This is a genomic window from Pseudomonas sp. GW821-FHT01D09 (genome assembly GCF_059422465.1).
Genome location: NZ_JBWKWY010000007.1, coordinates 142,528 through 166,440 on the forward strand (window position 1 = coordinate 142,528; position 23,913 = coordinate 166,440).

Annotated in this window: 21 protein-coding genes; all 21 read right to left on the reverse strand. The window is 64.2% G+C overall.

What is annotated here, in order from left to right; genetic code table 11:
• Positions 1 to 37 precede the first annotated feature (37 nt).
• The 21 genes from AC07W7_RS10445 to AC07W7_RS10545 all read right to left on the reverse strand — a co-directional run bounded on the left by AC07W7_RS10445 (position 38) and on the right by AC07W7_RS10545 (position 23,886).
• On the reverse strand, positions 38 to 4,609 hold the full coding sequence (locus AC07W7_RS10445) for a hypothetical protein (RefSeq protein WP_495039254.1): 4,572 nt from the start codon (positions 4,607 to 4,609) through the stop codon (positions 38 to 40).
• Between the two features lie 116 nt (positions 4,610 to 4,725).
• Positions 4,726 to 5,703: an asparaginase gene (locus AC07W7_RS10450; protein ID WP_169867221.1), complete on the reverse strand. Its 978-nt coding sequence runs from the start codon at positions 5,701 to 5,703 to the stop codon at positions 4,726 to 4,728.
• A 77-nt stretch (positions 5,704 to 5,780) separates the two neighbouring features.
• Positions 5,781 to 7,232, reverse strand: a complete 1,452-nt coding sequence (locus AC07W7_RS10455) for an alanine/glycine:cation symporter family protein (RefSeq protein WP_169867220.1) — start codon at positions 7,230 to 7,232, stop codon at positions 5,781 to 5,783.
• A gap of 360 nt (positions 7,233 to 7,592) precedes the next feature.
• On the reverse strand, positions 7,593 to 8,819 hold the full coding sequence (locus AC07W7_RS10460) for a hypothetical protein (RefSeq protein WP_099169169.1): 1,227 nt from the start codon (positions 8,817 to 8,819) through the stop codon (positions 7,593 to 7,595).
• 385 nt (positions 8,820 to 9,204) lie between these two features.
• Positions 9,205 to 10,164 carry a PDR/VanB family oxidoreductase gene (locus AC07W7_RS10465; RefSeq protein ID WP_495039255.1) on the reverse strand — a complete coding sequence of 320 codons (960 nt, stop codon included), beginning with the start codon at positions 10,162 to 10,164 and terminating at the stop codon, positions 9,205 to 9,207.
• Positions 10,157 to 10,564, reverse strand: a complete 408-nt coding sequence (locus AC07W7_RS10470) for a Rid family hydrolase (RefSeq protein WP_076963104.1) — start codon at positions 10,562 to 10,564, stop codon at positions 10,157 to 10,159. The genes AC07W7_RS10465 and AC07W7_RS10470 overlap by 8 nt, the downstream gene beginning before the upstream one ends.
• Complete coding sequence (locus AC07W7_RS10475) at positions 10,561 to 11,595, reverse strand: Rieske 2Fe-2S domain-containing protein (RefSeq protein WP_495039256.1); 1,035 nt, start codon at positions 11,593 to 11,595, stop codon at positions 10,561 to 10,563. Before AC07W7_RS10475 ends, AC07W7_RS10470 begins: the two co-directional genes overlap by 4 nt.
• A gap of 21 nt (positions 11,596 to 11,616) precedes the next feature.
• The gene (locus AC07W7_RS10480; protein WP_029289990.1) at positions 11,617 to 11,844 is read right to left on the reverse strand and encodes a recombinase-like helix-turn-helix domain-containing protein; all 228 of its coding nucleotides are present in this window, start codon (positions 11,842 to 11,844) and stop codon (positions 11,617 to 11,619) included.
• Position 11,845: 1 nt separating this feature from the next.
• The gene (locus tag AC07W7_RS10485) at positions 11,846 to 12,163 is read right to left on the reverse strand and encodes a hypothetical protein (protein WP_495039257.1); all 318 of its coding nucleotides are present in this window, start codon (positions 12,161 to 12,163) and stop codon (positions 11,846 to 11,848) included.
• 2 nt (positions 12,164 to 12,165) lie between these two features.
• The gene (locus tag AC07W7_RS10490; RefSeq protein WP_169901009.1) at positions 12,166 to 13,308 is read right to left on the reverse strand and encodes an FAD-dependent monooxygenase; all 1,143 of its coding nucleotides are present in this window, start codon (positions 13,306 to 13,308) and stop codon (positions 12,166 to 12,168) included.
• Between the two features lie 13 nt (positions 13,309 to 13,321).
• A complete protein-coding gene (locus tag AC07W7_RS10495; RefSeq protein WP_169897430.1) occupies positions 13,322 to 14,287 on the reverse strand; it encodes a VOC family protein in 966 nt (321 codons plus the stop codon).
• Positions 14,287 to 15,780, reverse strand: coding sequence for an aldehyde dehydrogenase (locus AC07W7_RS10500; protein WP_495039258.1), 1,494 nt, complete (start codon positions 15,778 to 15,780; stop codon positions 14,287 to 14,289). Before AC07W7_RS10500 ends, AC07W7_RS10495 begins: the two co-directional genes overlap by 1 nt.
• A 10-nt stretch (positions 15,781 to 15,790) precedes the next feature.
• Entirely contained in the window at positions 15,791 to 16,594 is an 804-nt protein-coding gene (locus AC07W7_RS10505; protein WP_169866540.1) for an aspartate dehydrogenase, read from the reverse strand.
• A 10-nt stretch (positions 16,595 to 16,604) separates the two neighbouring features.
• Positions 16,605 to 18,287, reverse strand: a complete 1,683-nt coding sequence (locus AC07W7_RS10510) for a thiamine pyrophosphate-binding protein (RefSeq protein ID WP_495039259.1) — start codon at positions 18,285 to 18,287, stop codon at positions 16,605 to 16,607.
• Positions 18,280 to 19,077, reverse strand: coding sequence for an SDR family oxidoreductase (locus AC07W7_RS10515; RefSeq protein ID WP_495039260.1), 798 nt, complete (start codon positions 19,075 to 19,077; stop codon positions 18,280 to 18,282). Before AC07W7_RS10515 ends, AC07W7_RS10510 begins: the two co-directional genes overlap by 8 nt.
• Position 19,078: 1 nt before the next feature.
• On the reverse strand, positions 19,079 to 19,912 hold the full coding sequence (locus tag AC07W7_RS10520) for an IclR family transcriptional regulator (RefSeq protein ID WP_076963112.1): 834 nt from the start codon (positions 19,910 to 19,912) through the stop codon (positions 19,079 to 19,081).
• Positions 19,909 to 20,787, reverse strand: a complete 879-nt coding sequence (locus tag AC07W7_RS10525; RefSeq protein ID WP_495039261.1) for an alpha/beta fold hydrolase — start codon at positions 20,785 to 20,787, stop codon at positions 19,909 to 19,911. Before AC07W7_RS10525 ends, AC07W7_RS10520 begins: the two co-directional genes overlap by 4 nt.
• A 4-nt stretch (positions 20,788 to 20,791) precedes the next feature.
• Positions 20,792 to 21,331, reverse strand: coding sequence for a cupin domain-containing protein (locus tag AC07W7_RS10530; RefSeq protein ID WP_029289969.1), 540 nt, complete (start codon positions 21,329 to 21,331; stop codon positions 20,792 to 20,794).
• Positions 21,332 to 21,344: 13 nt separating this feature from the next.
• Positions 21,345 to 22,109, reverse strand: coding sequence for an SDR family oxidoreductase (locus AC07W7_RS10535; protein WP_495039267.1), 765 nt, complete (start codon positions 22,107 to 22,109; stop codon positions 21,345 to 21,347).
• Positions 22,109 to 22,882 (reverse strand): ABC transporter permease, encoded by a 774-nt coding sequence (locus AC07W7_RS10540; protein WP_076963115.1) that lies wholly within the window; start codon positions 22,880 to 22,882, stop codon positions 22,109 to 22,111. The genes AC07W7_RS10535 and AC07W7_RS10540 overlap by 1 nt, the downstream gene beginning before the upstream one ends.
• Entirely contained in the window at positions 22,879 to 23,886 is a 1,008-nt protein-coding gene (locus AC07W7_RS10545; RefSeq protein WP_495039262.1) for an ABC transporter substrate-binding protein, read from the reverse strand. Before AC07W7_RS10545 ends, AC07W7_RS10540 begins: the two co-directional genes overlap by 4 nt.
• Positions 23,887 to 23,913 lie beyond the last annotated feature (27 nt).

Consider the following 23,913-nt stretch of genomic DNA (forward strand, 5'->3'; position numbering starts at 1 on the left):
GCCAGGGTTGGGCAAGAGCCAGCAAGGAGTGTGCCGCCTACTTGTGGTCAAAAAATAAGCGCTTGGCGGCCTCCAGGTTGATCTCGCTCCGGTAGTAGGCAATTTGCTGCTGTTCGTCGAGCCCTTTGATGGAGTCGGCCGCCGGGCCCTGGCGATACTCGTGGGTTGTTTTCAAGCGCGCGGACAGGAATGACTTGGCGGGTGTCCAGTTGGCCGAATAATGAAAATGCGCATACCAGAGGACTTCGTGGGTGCTGCGCTCGGTGATGATGTATTCGTCCAGGTAGTCTGGCTCGCGGCTCTTGAGCCGGCGGCGCTTGATGGATTGCTTGATGGCGATGAGGTTGCGGTCCTTGAGCCATTCAACCCCGGCGGTGGTCGGCGGATGCTGTTTGATCATGCGTGTCATGTAGCCGCTGGCCTGATCGTAGAGATCGCTCGCGGCCTTTTCGAGTTGTTTGCCGAGGACGGTTGCCGGGTGCGCTTGGCTGTCCGTGACGTTACTGCGGGTCAGCGCCTCTTCGATATGTTGATTGGTTTCTTCCAGCAGCAACGCATGGCGGTGGTACAGGTATTCGATGCCCACCGCCGTGCGATCCGGCTTGCTCGCCTGCTCGCTGGCCCTGTGCTTGAACGCGCCCAAGCCGTCCAGCAGGGCTCGGCCCTGTGCCAGGCTGGTCGACAGGTCAGGTATGGCGACCTCGCTTGGCGTTGAGGTGATGCGCTGTACCCAGACATTCGGGCTTTTCTCGTGGAACGTAGCGATGATCTGCTGGGTCAGCGGTGACTTGACGTCCACCAGGTCCGTTTCCAGCCCCAGGGCTGTCAGGCGCGTCTCGCCAATGATCACTCCGTTGTAGCGGGTATGGATAAACCGCTTGCGGGGCTTGGGGGGTGTGGCGGGAGGCGTGGGCCGGTTTCTCAGCATGTCGCGTTCAGCATGCAATAGGGCAAGGTGGCTCAGGGCGTCGCGGGCAAACCCGCGCAGCCGTTCCCGCAGGCGTTCGACGGGGCCGGGCAGGGCCTGCCGGGAAAACTCCTGGGGGAAATCCTCCAGGCGTTCGTCGATGACCTTGAACTGCTCGATCAGGCTGCCCAGGCTGTCGATACGCTCGTCCAGCCGGGACTCGCTGCGCTCCTGCACGGTATCGCGCAAGGCCTGCACCGACAGGTCGGCGCTGTCGACTATGTTGTCGAGGGCGGCCCAGGCGGTGGGCTCGGTGGTGTCTTCTTTCAGGCACAGATTGCGGGCCAGGGTCACTTGCAGGCTCTTGAGGTCGGTACTGGTGTAGGAGGGCAATTTTTTCTTGGCGTCCTGGATCAGGCGCAGGCCGTCCTGGGCGAGGGTCTGGAGTTGGCTGAAGCGTGTTTGCGTGTACTCCAGACGTTCGATCATGTCCTCGCTCATCTGCGTCATCTGCCGGGCGTCTTCTATTTGCCGGCTCTGGGGGGTGTGGGCCTGGAGTTCAATGTGATCGAGCACGGTTCTGAGCTTGGGCGTGAAAGTGGTCTGTGCTTCCCGGATGCCGGCATCGGTGAGGTCCAGTTGAGCCTTGACATAACTGAGCGCCCTTTGCGGGTAATCGGGGAGCGGGGTAAACACATTCAGGGTCTTGAGCTGTTGCAGCGCCGCTTCATAGTCCGCACTCTGGCTGTCGAGTTTGTCCAGGTAGGCCTGGCGCCTGGTGGCGCCGGCGGAGGTGCCAACAACGTCGCTCATCGCCAGGCGCGCTTGTTGCAGCTCATGCTGGGCCGTCTTTTTGGCGTTCTCGAAGGCGGTCAGTTTGCGTCGCACCTCGGTCGCCTTGAGCGTTGCATCGGCCTCAGCTTTATTGATCATGCGCTTGGGGCCACCCCCGCGCAGGCGCAGGCGCGTGTCGACGAACCACTGGCCGGCGGCGTTGTGCAGTAGCGGCGGCCCGGTTCGCGCGGGTTGCCGGGGGTCGATGATCAGCACGGTATCGTCCTCGTCCGTCGTTACTTCAAACCAGCGCTCGCCCACCTGGGCGTAGTGTTTTTCGCCAAGGCGAGAGAGGTATTGGTACGGGCCCGCTTGGGTTTGCGGGGTGCCCAGACCTTGTGGCTGGCTGACCTTGAAGCTGTCCAGCACCTTGCCCAGGGTTGCTGGCGCACGATTCACCGCGCCACTGGTGTGCAGCAGTTGAGCATGGTTTGGCGGCAGTTCGTGGGTAGCCAGGGTATCCAGTTGCTTGACCTTGACCTGATGTTCTACCGCAGGTGTGCCTGGCTCGGGCTCGGTTTTATGGGCGCCGGGGTGCAAGCGCGTGCTGATATGCAGGGTGATCGCCATTGCCAGGTTCAGCAGGGCATCGGTGAAGGCCGCCCACTGTGCGGGTTTATCACCCTGCTCGCGGGCATCGACGAACTGCTGCAATTGCTCGACGACCTGCCAGATCCAGGTGCCGGTGGCCACGGCAGGGCTGGTAAAGGGCAGCAGGGTATTGAGGATCAGCCAGCCGGCTTGCTTGAAGGTGGCCCAGCGGTTTTCGGCATTGGAAACCGACTGGCGGTCAGCCAGCGTGGTCAGTGCGCGGGCGTTGGCTTCGTACAGGGTACTGAACCACTCACCGTCCAGAGCCCTGTCGTCCAGGCGCATGGGCCCGCTCATGGTCCACAGTGTCGAGGTATCCACCAGGAAGTCCGCGACGGCCCAGGGCGATGGCAGGTCGCCGGGGAACACATAGTTGGCGTATTCGTTGCGCACCGGGTCGGGCAACCAGGCCAGCACCGAGCTGCGCAGGCTGGGGGACTGGGCAATGGCATACAGCAGGTTGGTCGGGGATGGGTATTGGGCAAGTGTGGGGGTAAACAACGGCCGATACAGCAGGCAGGGGCCGGTGGATGGGTCCCGGGGGCCGATCACATACATGTTGGCGACCGTATCCGGCGTGGAGGGCGCACGGCGTTCGGGGATGAAGGCCAGCGGCCGGATGACAATCGGCTGCCCATCCACCCGGCGGTCTGTGGCTTGCGCTTGCATCAGTGCAGACACGTAGCGGTAGCCTTGCTCGTCCAGCCCGTGTTCCTGGCGGATCTTGTTTTGCAGGGCCAACAGCGGTAGTTGCGTACGCATCTGTTGCTCATACAGGGTTTTGCGCCGTGAGGCTTCGCTGGGGTTCTCCAGCAGTTTGCTCTTGATCAGCGCCGGATAGGCCTGGCCGATATTGGCTTGAGTGATGAGCCCTTCGAGGTAATCGACAGTCAGCCATGCCGGTAGTGGCTGGACACTTTTCCACTGCAATGTCTTGTTGCCGACAGGCACCGCGATCAGGTTCTGCAGGGCCAGTTCGCTAAGGCTCAAGAGTGTGGTGTCGGTCCTGCCGGGGACGATGAACGCGCCCCAGACCACCGGGCTCTGGACCCGCAGGGTGAGCTGCTCCAACGGCAGGTGGGCGGCTTCGGGATGCTGCTTGAGCATTTCGGCTTTCAGCACACTCAGCGCATAGGGCTCGATGGACGGAATATCGTCCTGATAGGAGGCTGCGCCGTTGAGGCTTTGCTGCACGGCCAAATCCTTCAAGTGCCGCGCATAGAAGTTCAGGTCTGAGGTGGAGGCTTCACGCAACCAGTCGGGCAGCGATCTCTGGTACCAGGCCCGGTCCATCTCGTGATCACCGGACAGTTCACTGAGGATGGGGGCGGGTGGGGCGTCAGGCGACTGGAGATCGGAAAAATCCAGTGCGCCGATGACCGCAACCTGCAACGCGATCAGGTTGATGGCCTGATGATCGAAAAAATTGCCATCGGGCTCGAACAGGCGCCACTGGAGCTGTTGGCGTGTCGCCGAAGGGGTCAGGCGCTCGGGCAGGGTCTGGCCCAGCTGTGCCAGGGAGGCGAACTTTTCATAACCCTTGAGCAGGGAGTGGGTGAGGATGACGTCCTGGCCGGCCTGCTGGCCGATCAACACGGCCATGGAGAACTCATTGAGATGGGTCACCTGCGTGCCATCGACCTGGTCAATATCGATCAGGCAGGCGCGGATGTTGTAGGGATCGTTGAGCCGTCCCAGGCGGGCCGGGGCGTGGAACAGCAGGCGGGCCATGGCGCAGTCGCGGTCACTCCAGCCCTCGACCTGATGCACGTTCCACGCGGTACGCAAGGTATTGGACAGCTCGTGCCAATGGGGGCCATTGCCATCGCTCTTGTTCCAGTAGTCCACCTGCTGCGCCTGGAAGGCGCGCAGCATGACCGGCGCCAGGATGTTGAGGGTATGGGCAATGTCGACAATCCGCACCGGCAGGTGCGTTGGCGGCTCGGTGAGGGGGTGCCGGGTGAGGAAATGCTCGCCTTCGATACACTCGGTCGGCCGGGCCAATACGGCCTGTTCGGCCAGGATATCGCTCAGCGGCTGGTAGGTGGTTGGGCCGCGCACGATCTGTTCATCGACGATCTCCCAGGTGGGCGTGCCCAGCAGGGTGGTGTCGGGGTCAAGGTCCAGTGTCGGGTGCTGTTCCTGTAGCCTTTGGCGCAATAGCACCGCCGCCACTTCTCTGAATGAGGGGCCCGCGTACAGCTGCGCAAGCAGTGCCTGCTGCAGGTTGGCGGCTTGGGCGGGCGATGATGAGGCGGTTGAGTGAGGCGTGGTCATGGGGCATCCCTGTCTTGCCGGTAGATGGAAACGGCCCGAGGTATCCACTCGGGTGTTCCATGCTAGGGGCCGGCCAGTCAGGGGCGGGGGTGATTATGTAGGGCGCGGTGGGGGCCTTAGCCCAGTTCGCCGCACAGGTCCAGCTCCACCAGCCGGCGCACCTCGGCGTTGGCCAGGCCTGCGCCGAGCAAGGCGTTGAGCTTGCCGAATGCCGCTTCGCGGGTCATCCCGCCCCCCGACAACACCCCAACACCCCGCAGGCGGCTGCCTGCTTCATACACGTCCAGTTCCACGCCACCTTCATGGCATTGGGTGATTGCTACCACCACGATGTGCCGATCCTGTGCTCGTTGCAGGCTGGCGAGGAACGCCGGGTTATCGCTCGGCCCGGTGCCGCTGCCAAAGCATTCGAGCACCAGCGCCTGGATGCCGCTGTCGAGCAGGGCATCCAGTTGCCCGGCGCCCATGCCCGGCACCAGGGGCAGTACGCCGACATTGGCCAGGGCCTTGGGCTGGCGGTAGTCCAGGGCGGCAGGCAGCGCCTGGGCCTTGGCCACGCCACCGTTGCGCTGCAAGGCGGCAAACGGATGGCGGCCAAAACTGCGGACCTTCGCACAACGGGTCGGCGCCATCAGTGCGCCGTGGAAGTACAGGTGCACCCCCGCTGCCAGGCCTTCGCCCAACGCCGCCAGGGCGCCGCTGACGTTTTCCCAGGCATCGCTGTCGGGCACCCCGGCCGGCAGCATCGAACCGGTGAACACCACGGGCGCCGGTAGGCCCAGCAGTTGGAAACTCATGGCCGCCGCGCTGTAGGCCAGGGTGTCGGTGCCATGCAGAATCAGCACGGCGTCGCAGCCCTCGTCCACGGCCTCGACCACGGCACTGCGCAGGCGCTGCCAGTAGGCGGGGGTCATGTTGGCGCTGTCGATCAGTGGCGACATTTCCCGAAAGCGCCAGGCTGGCGCCGGCAGGTGGGCCAGTTGCTCGCGCATGCGCGCTTCAAAACCCGACGCGGGCGCCAGGCCGTTGGCGCTGGCCTGCATGCCGATGGTGCCGCCGGTGTAGAGCACCATGATGTTATTGGCTTTGGACATCGAAGAATCTCCTGAACGAAAAACGCCGCCGGGCCCAGAGCATGCCCAAGGCCGGGCGGCGTGTCATCTGTCTACGCTCAGCGTTGCACTTGGGCGTTCAGTTCTACGCTGGCTTGAGTGCTGGGTTCAGGCTTTACCGGGTTGGCCGGCCAGGCCTTGCGGTCCAGGTCCAGGTCCGGGAACTGGCTGGAGTCGAACACCGGGGTCTTGATGCCCGCCGCGCGCTGGTTGTCGTAGTCGTTGAGGATACGCATGGCGATCTTGAACAGGAACGCCAGGGCGAACAGGTTGACGAACGCCAGCATGGTCATGGTGATGTCGGCGAAGGCGAACACCGTGCTCAGGTTCTCGATCGAACCCCAGAAGATCAGGACCAGCACCAGTGCGCGGTAACCGATCAGCACCTTGCGGTTGTTGCCCACCAAAAAGCGCAGGTTGCTCTCGCCCAGGTAGTAGTTGTACATGATCGACGTAAACACGAACAACGCCAGGGCCACCGAGATAAACATCCGGCCCCAGTCACCGACCACCGCCGCCAGGGAGTTCTGGGTCAGGGCAATGCCGTCGCCTTCAAAGCCCGGGGTGTAGAAGCCCGAAAGCAGGATCAGCAACGCCGTGCAGGTGCAGATGATAAAGGTGTCGAGGAACACGCTGAACGCTTGCACCACACCTTGGGCGACCGGGTGTTCCACCGAGGCCACGGCCGCTACGTTGGGCGCGCTGCCCAGGCCGGCTTCGTTGGCGAACACGCCGCGCTTCACGCCCATGATGATCGCGCTGCCCACCAGGCCACCAAACGCCTGGTCGAGGCCAAAGGCGCTCCTGACGATGGTCGCGAGCATGGCCGGCACCTGGTCGAATTGCAGCACGATCACGTAGATCGTCACGGCGATATAGACCAGGGTCTTGACCGGCACCAGCAGGTCGGCAATCGAGGCAATACGCTTGATCCCGCCGATAAACACCAGGCCCAGCAACACCGCCAGCGCCAGGCCGGTGTAGGTGGTGTCGAAACCAAAGGCGTTATTGAGCGAGTGGGTCACGGCATGGGCTTGCAGGCCGTTGAAGGCGAACCCGAAGGTCACCAGCAGCAGAAACGCCATGACCATGCCCAGCCAGCGTTTTTGCAGGCCGTGCTGGATGTAATAGGCCGGGCCGCCACGGTAGGTGCCTTCGGCGTCGGTGCGTTTGTAGAGCTGGCCCAGGGAGCACTCGATAAAGCTCGACGACATGCCCACCAGCGCGGTGACCCACATCCAGAACACCGCCCCCGGGCCACCCAGGGTTACGGCAATGCCGACCCCGGCGATATTACCGGCGCCCACCCGCCCGGCGAGGCTGAGCATCAGCGCCTGGAACGAACTGAGTTGGCCGGCGCTGCTTTTGAGGCTGTCGCGAAACACCGCGAACATATGAAAGAAGTGACGAAACTGAACGAAACGCGAGCGGATCGTGAAGTAACCACCGAGCCCGACAATGAGCACGATCAGTACTTTTCCTGAGAGGAAGTCGTTGATGACTTCTAGCATGGAGTATTCCTCGCTGTTTTTTTGTAAAGGCAAAAGCCGGACGGCTCGACGCCACACCATTTCGCAGACAGCACGATAGGTGGGGCGAGGGCTCGTCCCGGCTCCAAGTCGCGGGTTGTTATTAGTTCGGCGTTCGCATGCGGCAGACGATCGTGCATGCGAAGAGGGGCGGCACTATACCTAGCTGCGCGCCAGCCGTCTGCAAGCAGCGCAACTGACCGAGGAATGGTCGAGCGTCACACTGACCCAATGTGGGAGCTGTCGAGCTTTAGCGAGGCTGCGATAGGATCAACTCGGTACACCTGGGAAACCGAATTTGCTGCATCGCAGCCTCGCTAAAACTCGACAGCTCCCACCTGGCTAGAAGTAGTAACCGATATTCACGTTGGTGCGGTAATACCACTCGTTGCTGCCCACCGAACGGGTGTTGGTAAAACCGCTGCCATTCTCCGCGCCGCCGTAGGGGTTGGCGTTGCGCGCCCAGGTAAAGTCGACCCAGGCCATCACCGGCATCGCCAGGAACTGTGCGCCCACGGTGAACATCTGCGAGTCATCCCAGCCACTCTTGTCTTTCATCATCCGACTGTAATCGGTGTACAGCTTGACCTTCTTCAACTGCCCCAGCGTCGGCGTGTAGACGTCGTAGCCGAGGTTGACCGATGCCAGGCTGGCCTTGGACGCGATCAGGTACGCCGGGGTCAGGCCGTTGCCGCCCATCAGCACCGAATCCTTGCTGACGCCGGTGGGGTTTTCAGGGTCGTACTCGTAGCGGATGGCCTGGCTGGTAACGGTCCACAGCCCCTTGTTGATGATGGCGTGTACGCCAGCGGCCCAATAGTCGCCATCGTCCCTGGTGGTAGCGTTGTACAGCTGGGCGGTGACCAGCGAGGCGCCGATCTCGGTCTTCCAGCCATCGCTGTTGAAGGTGCGCGCCACGCGGGCGTTGAGCTGGTTGCGTTTCTCGTTGTCCTGGCGCGACTGGATCGCGGCAATCGCATTGCCCTTCAGGTCGGCGTAGCGCCCGACCTCAGGCGAATAGCGAATGTCGCTGGGCAACATGCGCGGGAAGAAACCCAGCTGCACATCCCAGTCCTGGTCCTTGTAGCTGTACTTGAGGCCGGTGCCGGCACTGGAGGCATAGCCCATGAAAAACGGCAGGTGGTAACTCCAGCCAAATTGCGGATACGGCTCCAGGCCAAAGGGCTTGAACGGTGCGCCCAGTTGCAGGTTGGAATGGGCATTGAGCCGATAACCAACGAAGCCACGGTCGATGGAGCGCTTGCCGTCGTCCTGGAACCAATAGCCGAGATCGCTATAGAGGCTCTTGTAGGTGGCCTGCACGTCCAGGCGGAACGTGTCGAAGAGGAAGCGGCCATTGTTCTCGGTGGTGTCCCAATGCTCGTCGCGATAGTTGGTGCGCAGCGCGCCGCCGATATCCAGGCTGCTGTCGCCGGCCTCACTGCGCCAGGCAATATGCGGGAAAGGTTTATTGGCGGCGTTGGCCCGCACCGGCTCCGAAGGAACCGGCTCTACGGCAAAACTGCTGAAACTGGTAAGTATCAATCCTGCACACAAGACACGCTTCATAGAGACCTCTATACCGGGTGATCGGCAACACTCGCCCGCTTGCCATTAAAGGCAACTAAGGAGGGAGCGGGTCTTACCGGGTTTAAGTGTTGGCTATTATTGTTTTATCGGCGAAACACCGTTTAACCAGTGGATGCGCAGGAGTTGAGCAGGAAGTGTGCCAGGCGGATTATTTACTGGTATTTAATAAAAAGCCGATTAAAAACAATTGTTTATATGGGAAACAAAGCACTTTGTATAACCCATGAAACAACCCGCAAGTGCGGTAACAAAGTTGCCCGTGATAGGTGCGAATTTATTGCACGCTGCCAATTAAACGGGCACTTGTGTGTTTTACGAAGATCGCTGTAGGAGCGAGCAAGCTCGCTCCTACATAGGATTGGGACTAGAGGTCCAGCACCAACCGTTGGCTCTTGCAGCCCGACACACACACCATCATCGAGGTGTTCGCCGCGCGCTCGGCCTTGGTCAGCACCCCGTCGCGGTGGTCGATCTGGCCTTCCACCACCCGCGTTTCACAGGAGCCGCACACCCCCTCGCGGCAGCTGTGATCGATGTCGCAACCGGCTTCGAGCAGCACATCCAGCAAGCTCAAGCCGGGCTCCACCGACAGCGTCTTGCCGGACTTTTTCAACTCCACGCTATAGCGGTTCTGCGCATCTTCGCTGGGCGGCAGTTCGGCGGCGGTAAAGCGCTCGATATGGGCATGGGGATAACCCAGGCGCTCACAGGTGCCCTCGAACGCATCCAGCATCGGCGTTGGGCCGCAGCAGTAGAAGTGCGTGTCCGCAGGCTGGCCGGCGAGGTAGGCGGCGAGGTCCGGCGGTACGCCTTTTTCGTCGTTGAAGTGGTACACCACCCGCGCATCCAGGCCGTTCAAGGCCTCCACCAGCGCCGCCTCCTGGCGTGAGCGTGCGCAATAGATCAGCTCGGCGGATTTTCCCTGGGCCAGCAGCTGGCGGAACATGCAGTAGATCGGCGTAATGCCGATGCCACCGGCCACCAGCACACTGTGGCTGGCGCTCAGGTCCAGCGCGAAGTTGTTGCGCGGCGCCGAGATCGATAGCGCCATGCCGACCCGCAGTTGGCTGTGCACATATTCCGAGCCGCCGCGGCTGTTGCGGTCGCGCAGGATACCCACGGTGTAGTGCCCCTGGTCGCTGGGGGAGTTGAGCAGCGAGTAACTGCGCACCAGGCCGTTGGCCAGGTGCAGGTCGATGTGCGAGCCGGCCTCGAACGGCGGGAACACGGTATCGCCCAACGGCCGGAACTCCACGCTGATGATGCCTTCGGCTTCATAGCGCAGGGTGTGCACGCGGGCGTTGAGCAGGGAGGGCTTAGACATCATTCACCTCTGTGACGGTACGCAGGTCGACATCGAGCCGGGCACTGGCCTCGATCTCGACCCGTAGTTCAGGAAACACCAGCGCGCTGACGGCCACCAGGGTGGAGGTGGGCAACACGGCCTGCCCGGCGAAAAAATCCCGCCGGGCTTGGCCCACCTGGTCCTTGTCGGCGATGTCGGTGAGGTACACCGTCAGCCGGTAGATATTGCCCACATGCCCACCGGCCGCCGTCACCAGCGCCTGGATCTTGCCCAACACCACCAGGGTCTGGGCGTAGCAATCCAGGGTCGCCTCGCGGCTGGCGGGGTGTGCGGTCATCCCCGACATCACCACCTCGCGGCCGATCAGCAGCGCATTCGACCAACTGGCCCCGGCGGGCGCCACCACGACCGGGTTCATGGCAGTTGCTTCGCGTCGATCAGTTCAAGCTGGGCCTTGGCCGCGTTCTTCAGGTAACGGCGCATACGCACCACGCCCAGGTCGTGCTGGTAGAGGTTTTCGCGCTGGTTGGCGTCCGGTTCCATAAACTCCAGCAGCACCCGATCCTGCTCCAGCACGGCCCAGTGCCGCGCTTCCAGGCGGTTTTTGTAGAGGAAGCGCCAGGTGTCGCGCTGCCAGCCGGTCAGCGGCCGGCAACGCCAGTGGAACACCGCCGACAGCGCGCGGCTGCTTGGGGTGTAGCTGCCGATAATGGTGAAGTTGCCGCCCGGGCCGCCGGTTTTCGGGTAGGGGATTTCCAGGCGCAGCCAATGGCAGCCGTTGTCCATGAATTCGGTCCAGTCGAAGTTCACCCCGCGCTGGCCTTCCTTCTCGAAGAAGAACCCGTTGTCGGTGTCGCGGGTGACGAACCTGGCGGTGGCTTCGCCTTCACTCATCGAGTGCGACATCTTGTGCAGGTAGGTGCCGTGCATCGGGTCCATGACGTTGTCGATCACGTAGCGGTAGTCGCCTTGCCACTCGGTGTAGCAGACGAAGCTGCTCCACTCGGGCGAGGTCAGTTGCTCGGGCAGCACCAGTTCCGGCGGGGTCTCCAGATGCGCGTCGGTGGCATTGAACAAAAAGATCGCACCTGCCGCTTCGCGGGTATGGAACATGCGGGTCGGGCGGCTGCCTTCGAGTTTGCAGCCGGGGCTGCCGGGCACCTTGGTCACGGTGCCGTCACAGCGCACTTCGATGCCGTGATACGGGCATTGCAGGCGATCACCCAACACCGGGCCCTGGGACAGCGGCGCACCGCGATGGGGGCAATGGTCTTCCAGGGCGTGCACGCGGCCATTGTTATCGCGCCACAGGGCGATCTTGTAGCCCAGGCGGCGTACCGATACCGGCTTTTCACCCAGCAGGTCCGAGGGTAATACCGGGAACCACAGGTCTTTGAGGCCATTGGCCAGATGGTTTTCAACAGGGTCGACGGTCACTTGCATAGTCATTGTTCTATTCCTTCTGCCGGGTCATTCGCCCAGCCGGGCCATCAGGGTTTGATAGGCATCTGCCGTCCACTCGCCGCTGGTCAGCGGGCAGGGCGGGCCGGCCAGGTTGAGGTGGGCAAGCAGCGCCGCAAGCTCGGTCACGCCGTTGCCGAAGGCCCGTTCAATGGAGTCGCCCAGCAGCTCTTCAAACTGGGTATTGGGCCGTTTGCGCGCCTGATGGGGTTCGAGGAAACGTTCGGTAGTGCTCATGTCATTGGCCTCCGTTGCGTACCCGTTCGCGGATGGTTTCGCGCACCGGGATAAAGTCGTATGTCGGGAAAACTTCAGTGCTGAACACGCCCCACGCCGAGCGCTCAAGCTCCACGTTAAGGGTCGGCAGCAGGCTCGGCGGCAAGCGCAGGGTGACGATCTGGCCCAGGCCCATGGCCACGGTCCAGCTCACCAGTTCCACGCCTTGGGGCGGAAAACGCTCCCACCAGTCCTGCTGCTTCATATGGCGCTGAATGTCTTCCAGGTTCTTCGATTGGTCGTGCTTGAGCAGCACCGTCACCAGCAAGGTCTCGTTCATGTTCAGGCCGCACGTTCGGTGGGCACGGCCCAGGCGTCGTAGCCGTAGACCCAATCGGCATTGCCGCCGTCCTTGAGCCACTGGTTGCCGCGCGAGCCGATCTGGATCTGGCTGGTGCGTTCCAGGCGCGCCTGCTGATAGCCCTGCAAGGCAGCTGCGACCTGGGACGGGCTGTCGAGGTCTTGCAGGTAACGGGCGAGCACCACCGCATCCTCGATGGCCTGGCCGGCACCCTGGGCCATGAACGGCATCATCGGGTGGCACGCATCGCCCAGCAGGGTGATCGCGCCCTTGGACCAGAACGGCAGCGGGTCGCGCTCATACAACGCGGTTTTGAGCACATCACTGCACGCATCCAGCAGGGCACGGGCGTCGGGGTGGAACGCCTGATAGTGGCTGCGCAGCTCGTCGGCATCGCCGGCGCTGGTCCACGACTCTTCGTGCCAACTGTCCTGGGCGGTGGTGGCGAAGATAAAGATGTCCTTGCCCTGGTTCAGCGGGAACGTAACGATCTGGCTCTGCGGGTTGGGGCCCCACCACTTGGTAAAGGCCTGGATATTCGGCACATGGGCCACCTGCTCGGCCGGCACCACCGCGCGGTACGCCACCACCCCGGTAAAGCGCGGATGTTCTTCGCCGAACAGCGCGTTGCGCACCACCGAGTGGATACCGTCGGCGCCGATCAGCACGTCACAGCGGTGCTGGCTGCCATCCTTGAAATGCAGGCAGATGCCGTCGTCAGTGTGCTCGACCCGTTCGGCACGCTTGGCAAATTGCACCTGCTCCAGCGGGAACACTTCGGCCAGGGCTGCCAGCAGGTCGGCGCGGTGGATGGTCAATTGCGGGGCGCCGTATTTCTGCTCGGCGGCGTCGGACATTTCCAGACGTGACGTCTCTTCGCCGCTGTCCCACATCCGGCTGATGCGATGGGTCGGCCGCGCGGCCGGGATGCGCACGGCGGCGCCAATGCCCAGGCCGTCCAGCGCACGGACCGCGTTGGGGGTAAGGTTGATATCGGCACCGACCCGCAAAAAGGCCTTGGACTGCTCAAACACGGTGACCTGGTGCCCGGCGCGGTGCAGGGCGATGGCGGCGGTCAGGCCGCCGATACCGGCACCGGCGATAGCAATATTTAAGGACGGCATGGGCGACTCCTGCTCAAGGTTTCGGTTTGTCGGTGAGGAACTTGCCTTGCGGCGCCTCGACGTGTTGCTGGCGCCGGGTATTGCCGTCGATGCCGCCGGCAATCGCCCATTCGGCGAACACCGTGGGCCCCGGCTCAAAGGTGCGTGGCTGCCATTCGCCAGTCAGTTGGTCTTCGTCGGCGTAGTACTCCACCAGCGCGCCGGCCGGGTTTTTGAAGTACCAGAAAAACGCCGACGACACCGGGTGGCGCCCCGGGCCGATCTCGGTCGGCCAGCCGCAGCGGGACACATGCATGCCGCCGCCAAACACCTCGTGTACATCGCGCACGGTAAAGGCCACATGGTTCAGCCCCGCCCGTGGCGCCGGCAGTTGCAGCATGAACAGGTCGTGGTGGCCGCCTTCCTCGGCGGTGCGCAAGAACGCGCCGCGATCCGGGTAGCGGTCCGAGGCCTGGAAGCCGAAACGCTCGTGGTAGAAGGCCTCGCAGGCGTTCACGTCCTTGACGAAAAACACCACGTGGCCGACTTCAATTGGCGTGGCGCGTTCGTAGATCGGCGCCGCCTTGTTGATCCGGCCCTTGGTCTGCCAGGTGTTGTGGCCGCTGCATTCAATCTCCAGCTCACGCTTGCGCGTCACTTGCAGGCGGATCGCCAAGCCGTTGGGGTCGGTGCAGCCGATGCGCCCGTTGCCCTCGACAAACCCCGGGTCGTTGGCGATGCGTTCGGCGTACAGCGCAAGGTCGGCCGCGTCGGCCACGCCCCACACCACTTCGCGCACGGTAGAACCGGCCTCGATGGCGGGCGGCAGGCCCGGTTTGTTCAGGTCGGCGAGCACTACGCGGCAGCCGTTGAGGGTCTCGAAGATCACCTCATCGGGTTGCGCACTGACCTGGGTCAGGCCCCAGTCGCTGAAAAACCGCACGCAGGTGTCGAGGTCCTCGACGCCATAGGTGACTTCATCAATACCTAAAACGCTCATCACGCTACCTCGGGTGGTACACCGGCCCAGGCCAGTGGCTGTTGGTTCATGCCCCAGTAGAGGCTCTTTTGTTCCATGTATTGCAGGATCCCCAGGCGGCCTTTTTCGCGGCCCAGGCCGCTGTCGCGCCAACCGCCGAACGGCGTGGAAATCGAGAACTGCTTGTACGTGTTGATCCACACCGTGCCGGCCTGCAAGCGCCGGCCCAGGGCCCAGGCGCGCTTGTAGTCGCGGCTCCAGATGCCAGCCGCGAGGGCGTACAGGCTGTCGTTGGCCTGCTCCAGCAGTTGCGCTTCGTCGTCGAAGGGCATGGCCACCAGCACCGGGCCGAAGATTTCTTCCTGGCACACCTGTTGTTGGTTGTGCAGGCCTTCGAGGATGGTCGGCGGGTAGAAGTAGCCCTGGTCATACAGGCCACCGCTGGGGCGCTGCCCGCCCAGGCGCAGGCGCCCGCCTTCGGCCAGGCCGAGGGCGACGTAGCGCTCCACCGATTCACGATGGCTGGCGCTGATCAGCGGGCCCATCTGCGTGTTTTCGTCGGCCGGGTCGCCCAGGCGCAGGTTCGCGGCGGCGGCTACCAGGCGTTGCATGAAGGGTTCGTACAGGGCGCGCGCGACAAACAGCCGCGAGCCGGCAATACAGGCCTCGCCCGAAGAGCTGAAGATGCCGTAGAGCACGCCCGCCACCGCGTGGTCGAGGTCGGCGTCATCCAGGACGATGGTCGGCGACTTGCCGCCCAGCTCCAAAGACACCGGCATCATCTTGTCGGCGGCGATATGGGCGATGTGCTTGCCGGTGCGGGTGCCGCCGGTGAACGACACGCGCTTGACCAGCGGGTGGCGGGTCAGCGCATCACCGAGCAGCGAGCCCTTGCCCGGCAGCACGCTGATCAGGCCCTTGGGCAGGCCGGCCTCTTCGCACAGACGCGCCAGGCGCAGGGCCAGCAGCGGGGTGATTTCCGCGGGCTTGATCACCACCGCATTGCCCGCCGCCAGGGCTGGCGCGACCTTTTGCGCCTCGCTGGCAATCGGCGAATTCCACGGGGTGATCGCGGCGACCACGCCCATCGGCTCATACACGCTCATGCTGACGAAATCGCCGCGCGAGGGGGTGATGGTTTCTTCGAGGGTTTCGCAGGCGGCGGCGAAGAACTGGAAGGTGCCGGCCGCACTGGCCACCAGCGCGCGGGTTTCATTGATCGGCTTGCCGTTGTCCTGGCGTTGCAGCTGCGCCAGTTCTTCACTGTGCCGGCGGATCAGCTCGGCGATGCGGTACAGCACACCGGCCCGCTCATGGGGTTTGCGCTGGGCCCAGCCGCTGTGCAGGAAGGCCTGGTGCGCGCCCTGGATGGCGTCTTCCACATCCTGCAAGTCGGCGGCATTGAGCCAGGCCACGGCCTCGCCGGTGGCCGGGTAGCGGCTGGCATAGCGCTCGCCACGGCCCAGGCGCCAGTGGCCGGCGATGCAGATCGGTAAAGTCTGTTCGAGAGTCATCGACGGGCTCCTAAATTGAGATGGCATGGGCGTGGTTGCCCAGCGCACGCACCACGCTGTACACGGTCAGCGCCGAGGTCTTGGGGTTGGCCAACAGCGGCTTGCCGCGCAGGCTCAACTCGAAACGGCCAAAGGCGCCGCAGGCTTCAAAGTGGTGGACGTTTTCGTCGCTGTGGGGGTCGGCGATCAGCGTGACGTGGGTGCGATCCAGGCCCAGCCCGGCCAGGGACAGGGTGGCGGCGACGTTGGCGTTTTTCGGATACAGCCGCGCGGCTTCGCGGGCGCTGCCCTGGAAGATCACCGTGGCTTGGCTGATGGAATCCAGATCGCAGGCCTGCTCGCCGGGGGTGTTCTTCCAGGCCCGGGCCGGTTTGCGCCCGGTGTAGTTGACCGAGTCCAGGCCGCCGACCTTGGCCGCCGACAACGCATCAATGCCGCCAATCGCCCCGGGCAGCAGCTCGATGCGGGTCTTGCCGCGCTCGGCGGCGGCCTCCAGGCGTTCCACCAGGCCCACTTCGGACAAGGCGCCGACCGAGACAATCAGGCAGGCAATCCCGCGCTCCAGGGCCGGCAGCACATGTTCCTCGATAGCGCGGTGGCCGGCGCACTCCACCAGCAAATCCGGGCGGGCGCCGGCGGGCAAGGCGGTGAGCACCTGCGGCGGTTGCTTGAAACTGGCCAGGCGCTGGCGCACCAGGGCTTCGGAGCCCTCGGAGGCAATGACGTAATCCACGCACAGCTGCGGATCGTTCTCCAGCAACTCCAGCACGCCGACGCCAATGGCGCCGCAGCCGATCATGGTGATATGCAGCATGCGACGATCCTCAGGCGGTGGCCTTCTGGGCTTTGGTTTCGCTGTTGGGCGGGCCGGCGAACTGGGTGGCGAAATTGCCCACGCTGAGCATGTCCACTTCCAGCAGGAACGGGCCGGGCTGGCTCAGGGCGCTGTCGACCACCTTGCCGAAATCCTTGAGGTCGGTGACCAGGCCATGGCGCAGGCCCATGGATTCGGCAAGCTTGGTGTAGTCCGGGGTGTGCAGGTCGACATAGCAATGCCGGCTGCCATAGACCGCGTCCTGGATATTGCGGATGACCCCATAGCGCTGGTCGTTCATCAGCAGGATCACCAGGTTGGCGCGCTCCTGGACCAGGGTCGCCAGCTCACCCAGGTTGAGGATGAAACCGCCATCGCCCGCCAGGGCGAACACCTTGCGCTCGGGCGCGGTTTCAGCGGCTGCCACCGCTGCCCCGATGCCCATCGCCAGGCCTTGGCCAATACCGCCGCCCAAGGCGTGAACCCCGGCACGCGGGTGGTATAAGTTGAGCAGGCGGTTGCCCCAGATGCTGTTGGACAGGGTCACATCGCGCACCCAGGAGAAGTTGCGCCCGGTGCTGGCCTGCAATTGCTCGACCATCGCCGAGTACGGGCCCAGGTCCGCCACCAGTTGGCTGCGCGACTGTTCACGCACGGCCTTGAGTTCGGCGAGGAACTGCGGGTCGGTGTGCAGTCGGCCTTCCAGGCGGTCAGCCAACCCTTCCAGGGCCAGGGCCGCGTCGCCGCAGATAAACAGTTCGCTGGCATAGCTGCGGCCTTCGATGGCCGGGTTGGCGTCGATGCGCAGGGTGTTCTGCGGCAGCTTGAGTGCGTACTTGAAGGTCTCGTTGCTGCGCAGGCGCGACCCGGCGATCAGCAGGGCATCGCAGGTTTGCAGGAACTGCTCGACCCGCTTGTTTTGCGAAAAGGCCCCCAGGCAACGCTCGTCGTCTTCATTGACCACGCCACGGCCTTGGGTCGAGGTGATCACCCCCACGCCCATCGCCAGCAGGCGCTTGACCTGCGCCCCGGCATGCCGTGCGCCGCCACCGAGCCAGAGCATCGGGCGCTTGGCACTGGCCAGGCGTTCGGCTACCAAGTCCAGGGCTTCCGGCGGCGGCACGGCCACCGGGATCGGCAGTGGCGACAGGTCGGTGGGCATGGGGATAAAGGTCGACTGGATATCGATCGGGATCTCGACGCTGACCGGGCCGGTGGGCGCGGTGAGGGCGGTCTGCACCGCGAGCTTCAGGGTGCTGATGGCGGTCTCGACGCTGCGCACGCGAAAGGCGGCCTTGGACACGGCCTTGAGCATGTTCAACTGGTCGCGGGCTTCGTGGATATACGCCAGTTCCTGGTCCAGGTACGGCGTCTCGATCTGCCCGGTGATGTGCAGCAGCGGGGTGCCGGCGGTCTGTGCTTCAACCATGGCGCCCGCGGCATTGCCGGCGGCGGTGCCGGTGGAGGTCAGGCACACGCCCAGACCGCCGGTGGTGCGGGCATAGGCGTCGGCCATGTTGGCGGCGCCGGCTTCACCCCGGGCCATGACGAAGCGGATATTGCCGCGCACGGCGAAGGCATCGAGGATCGGCATGTTGTGGATCGAGATCACGCCAAACACGGCCTTGACGTCGCATTGTTCGAGGAAGGCGGTGATGGCAGCGCCCACGGTGACAGTGTTTTCATTACGCATGGCGGGACAGGCCTCCGGATACATCGATATGGCTGCCTGTGGTGTAAGCCGACAGAGGCGAGGCCAGAAACAGGATCGCGCGGGCCGCTTCAAGCGGCAGGCCCAGGCGCCCCAGGGGAATATGTTTTTGTTGGGCCAGGCGGGCGGTCCATTGCGCCCAGTCGAGGTCGCGCTCTTCACGCGCTTCAAAGCGGCGGCGCCATTGCCCGGATTCCACCAGGCCAATCAGGATGCCGTTGACGCGGATGCCTTGCGGGGCGAATTCGGTGGCCATCGAGCGCACCAGGTTCTTGACCCCGGCGCGGGCGGCCGAAGTGGCGACCATGTGCGGTTCCGGCTGGCTGGCCAGCAGCGAGTTGACGCAGACGATGGCGGCATCGGCCTGGTGTTGCAGTTGCGGCTTGAAGGCGCGGACCGGGTTGATCACCGAAAAAAACTTCAGGTTCAACTCTTCGGTCCAGGCGCTGTCGGTGGTGTCGGCAAAGGTCGAGACCCGGCCTTGCCCAGCGTTGTTGATCAACACACTGGCGGCGCCCAGCGCAGCCAGGCTGGCACTGGCAAAGGCGTTGACCGCTTCGCCATCGAGCACATCGCACACCTGGGCCAGCAGCCGGCCTTGGGGGAAACGCTGGCGCAGGTCGCTTTCGGCATGGCGCAGGCGCTCTGCATCGCGGCCGCAGAACGCAACGGCGGCGCCGGCTTCCAGCAGCAGCTCGACGCACGCCAGGCCAATGCCCGAGGAGCCTCCGGTGACGATTGCGGTGCGGCCCTGCAATGAATAAAGGCTCATCTCAATCTCTCATCAAGGCAGTGACGCGAGGCTGGCCGCTGTGGGCGCCGCCGTTGTAATTGAGCAGGCGCGACAGCTCGTCTGCGCTGCGCCGCACTTGGTTCAGCAGCTCTTCAAAATTCACATGACCGATCTGTGTGGTGGGGATAGTCACGCCAAGGGCCGCCACGATGCCGCCGCTCTGGTCGCGCACGGGCGCGGCCACTGTGGAAATCGCCGACTCAAAGAACCCTTCGCCGCTGACAAAGCCGCGCTGGCGATCGGCCTGGAGCATGTCGAACAGCTCCATCACGGTTTTTGGCGTGCAGTGGGAGTGCTGTTCCAGGTGCTCTTCGGGGTACAGCTCGCGCAGTTCGGCCAGTGACAGCTCTTCGAGGAGGATGCGCCCCAGCACCGTGGCATGGGCCGGCAAACGGGTGCCGACGTTGACCGCGTTGGAGAACACCGAAGGCGGCGAGACCTTGGCCACGTACACGATGGAACGCCCGTCGCGCACCACCAGGTTGCTGGGGTAGTTAACCCGGTCGCACAAACGGGCCAGCAGCGGCTGGCCGAGTTCGGTCAGCTCCAGCGATGCCAGGTACTCGAAGCCCAGGCGCAGCACCGACATGCCCAGGCGGTATTCGTTGCCGCTGCGGGTGACGAAGCCCATGGTTTCCAGGGTGGTCAGCAGGCGGAAAATGGTCGAGCGCGGCAGCGCCAGGCGCCGTGCCAGCTCCGGCGCTGTCAGGGTGCGGTTGCGCCGGCTGAACTCGCACAGCAGCAGCAAGCCGCGCTCCAGGCCCGGCACGATGTATTTGTCCTGGGCATCCTTCAGCAGATCTGAGTCGTTCATAGGGTTCTACCTGTCAGGGATTGTTTGAGGGCGTAGGCCAGGCGACCGGCAACCACCAGCGGTTGTTCGATGGGGCTGGCATGGCCGGCGTCGGCGATCAGGTTGAAGCTGGCGCCCAGGGCCTTGGCCACGCCCAGGCAGGTGTCGGGCGTGGTGATGGCGTCGGCTTCGCCGCAATGCACCTCGCAGGGCATTGCCGGTTGGCCGTGGCGCAGCAAGTCGTCGCCGCACAGCAGCTCGATGGCCTGGCGATAACCCAGCGGGTTCAGGCGCGCCATGTTCCAGTGCACCCAGGCCAAGGTTTCGGGCTGGGCCCGGGGCGAGAGCATATGGGCACTGCGTTGTGCGGCCAGGCCGGCGATGCCCAGGCGTTGCAGGTTGTCCAGGCGTTGCTGGCGCACTTGTTGGCGCTGCTGGCTGCGCTCGGGTGCGCCATAGCCGCGGGCCGGGCTGATCAGCACCAGGCGGCTCACGCGCTGGGCCTGGGCACTGCGGGCCAAGGCCAGGGCGGTCAGCGCGCCCAGGGAATGGCCGACCAGCACGCACTCATTCACCTGCAGCGCATCGAGCATCTGCACCAGGCGCGCGGCGTATTGCTCGGCCTTGGGTACTTGCGATTCCAGGGGGCTGGAGTCGCCATAGCCGGGGGCGTCCCAGGCGATAACCCGCGCCTTGGCCACCAGGTGCTGTGCCACCTGCAGCCAGGACGCCGCCCCGGAGCCGATGCCGTGCAGCAGCACCACCGCCGGCCCGGTGCCGCATTCGCGCAGGGCCTGCTGGCCACCCGCTGACGCGACCCATTGCTGGGGGAAATCGCGCTGCAGTTGGGCTTGCAGGTCGGCCGTCGGCGCGGCTTGCGTGAGTCCTGGCAACATGGGCTTACCCGCGCTTGATCGAGGCCAGAGGGTGCTCTGGCGGATAGGTCGGGGTGATCGGCTTTTTCGCGCCGAGCATCACGCACATCAGCGCGTCTTCGTCGCCGATATTGATCTCTTCGCGGTACACGCCCGGCGGCACGGAAATCACGTCGCGGTCGGTGAGGATGGTTTCAAAACGCTCGCCGTCCTTTTCCAGTACCACCTTGAGTTTGCCGCGCAGCACGAAAAACACTTCTTCGACGTCAATGTGCAGGTGCGGCGGGCCTTCGTGACCGGCGGGGATAACCATGGTGGAAAAGGTGAAGTGCTCCGACGGGATGGTGTTCATGTCGGTGCTGATGCCGGTGCCGCCGGTGCCGATGTAGCGCATTTGCGCGCGGCGGAACTTGGGGTCGTAGTCGGCCTGGAACTTCAGGGCATCCCAGTCGTACTTGCGCGTCTCGTAGCGGGCGATGCGCGTGCTCATCCAGCTTTCCAGGCTGGCGCCGGCAGGGCGGTCCCAGCTTTTGGGGGTGTCGTTTTGGGCAGATAGATCAGTCATGACAGTCTCCAGATCAAGGCATGACGAACCCGCCGTTGACCGGCAGGGTTTGTCCAGTGATAAAGCGGGCAAGGTCGGACAGCGCGAACAGCACGGCGCCGCTGACGTCTTCGGGCAATTGCGGGCGTTGCAGGGCCCGTTGGTCGTTGTACAAACGGTGGCGCGCCTCGGGCACGTAGGCGGTGGCTTCCACCAGCACCAGGCCGGGGGCGATGGCGTTGACGGTGATGTTGCTGCTGCCCAGTTCCCGCGCCAGGCTGCGGGTCATGGCGATGATTGCGCCCTTGCTGGCCACGTAGGCCAACAGGTTCGGCGCGCCCCACAGCGGGGTGTCCGAGGCCAGGTTGACGATGGCGCCCTGGCCGCTGGCGCGCAGGGCCGGCAGGCAGGCGGTGGTCATCAGCCAGGTGCCGCGCACGTTGACCTGCATCACCTGGTCCCAGGTGTCGATGCTCAGCTCTTCGCAGCCCTTGCCCCCGGAGTTGGTGATCGAGGCGTTGTTCACCAGGCCATCGAGGCCGCCCAGCAGGCTGATCGTCGCGTCGACACAGGCCTGGATCGACGCGGGTTGCGCCAGGTCGACAGCCACGGCTTGTACGTCCAGGCCCAGCGCCCGCAGTTCACCGGCGGCCTGCTGCACACGTTCGTGCAGCACATCGGCAATCACCACCCGCGCACCGGCCTGGCCGATGGCCTGGGCAAAGGCATAGCCCAGGCCCCGGGCGCCACCGGTGACCAGCACGCGGCGGCCTGCAAGCAAAAGGTCATGGCGGCTCATCATTGGGTGCTCAACATAGCTTTGGGCATGTAGTGCAGGACGCGTTTTTCTGCCCACACCACCGCGCCGTAGGCGATCACCCCAATCAGGGTCAGCGCCACGATGGCGACGAACACCCCGGCGGTATTGCCCTGGCCCTCGGCGTCTACCAGCAAGAAGCCCAGGCCCTGGTTGCCACCGACCAGCTCACCGACGGTGACGCCGATCACGGCCAGGGTCGAGGCGATGCGCAGGCCGGAAAACAGCGCGGCCATGGCCGACGGGAACTCCACCAGGCGGAAGATCTGCCAGCGACTGGCGTTCATGGTGCGGACCAGGTTGATCATGTCCGGGTCGACGGTGCGGATCGCCGAGAGCACGTTGATCATCACCGGGAAGAACACGATCAGGATCGCGATCAAAATCTTCGGGTAGATGGTGTAGCCCAGCCACATCACGAACAGCGGCGCGAAGGCGACTTTCGGGGCGATCTGCAAGGCCAGGATGTACGGCGACAACATGGCTTCGGCCGCCGGCGACAGGCCCAGGGACACGCCGATCATCACGCCCAGCAGGGCGCCGAGGGCGAAGCCGACGACGATCTCCAGGGCGGTGATCAGGGTGTGTTGCAGCAGGCCGCCGGTCTGCCACATCACCAGGCCTTCCTGGGCCACACGGCTGAGTTTTGGCATGACGAACTCGGGCATGCCGAGCAGGCCGGGGCCCCATTGCCACAGCACCAGGAACAGGATCAGCAGCGCGACGCTACCGAGCACGGAGTTGTTGTTTTTCATCGTGTGCGTTCCTCAATGTCCCCGACCGGGCTGTCGACGAATTGGTTGGTAAAGAGCTCCTCAAGCGCGGTCGCCTGGGTGACGATGCCTTCGCTGACATAGAACTGGCGGACCTTGTCCAGGTGCTGTGGGTCGATGCGCCCGAGCACGGCCTGCCTGGCGTAGACGTGTTCGATGTAGAGCTTGAAGATCTTCTCCAGCGAGTCTTCCTTGCCGGCATAGGCCGGCACCGCCTTGGCAAAGGTCACGGCGGCGGCGCGCGGGTCCTGGATGATGTCGCGCATGCCTTGCAGGGTGCCCTGCACCACGCCACGCACAATCTGTGGCTGGTTCTTGATCGCGGCGTCCGAGGCGAGAATCGCCTGGGCCATGCTCTCGAAGATCTGGTCCTGGGGGATCAGCTTGATCTGCACCCCGGCTTCCTGGGCATTGATCACCCAGTCCGGCACGCCCGCCATGGCCTGGGCCTTGTTGGCGGAGAACAATTGCCAGACCCCGGCCGGGCCGGCGGCCTGGATGTTCACGTCGTTCTTGCCCAGCCCGGCTTTGCGCAGCGAGGCGAGCAGGGCGTAGTAGGTGGTGTCGGAGTACGACATCACCGTCAGGGTCTTGCCCTTGAGGTCGCTGATGCTGTTGATGTTGTCCTTGGCGTTGGTGGCGATCATCGTCACCCCGCCGTCGCCCAGTACCGCCACGGCGCGCACCGGGATGCCATTGGCCCGCACCACAATCGGCGTGTCGCCGATGGCCCCGCCGATCAATGCGTTACCGGCGCCGATCTGCTTGGCCACATCCACGCCACCTTTGGCGGCGATAAAGGTCAGGTCCAGGTCCTGGGCGGTGTAGTAGCCCTTTTCCTTGGCGATGATCCACGGTGCGAACGCAGGCGAGTTGGGCGGCGCCGGCAGCAGGTAGGTGACCTTGGTCGGCTGCGCCTGGGCGGCACAGGCCATGCCGAGGCCCAGGCTGAAGGCGCAAAGACGTTGAAACAGAGACTTGAGCATGGGGACTCCGGAATCGGTTGGGGGCCG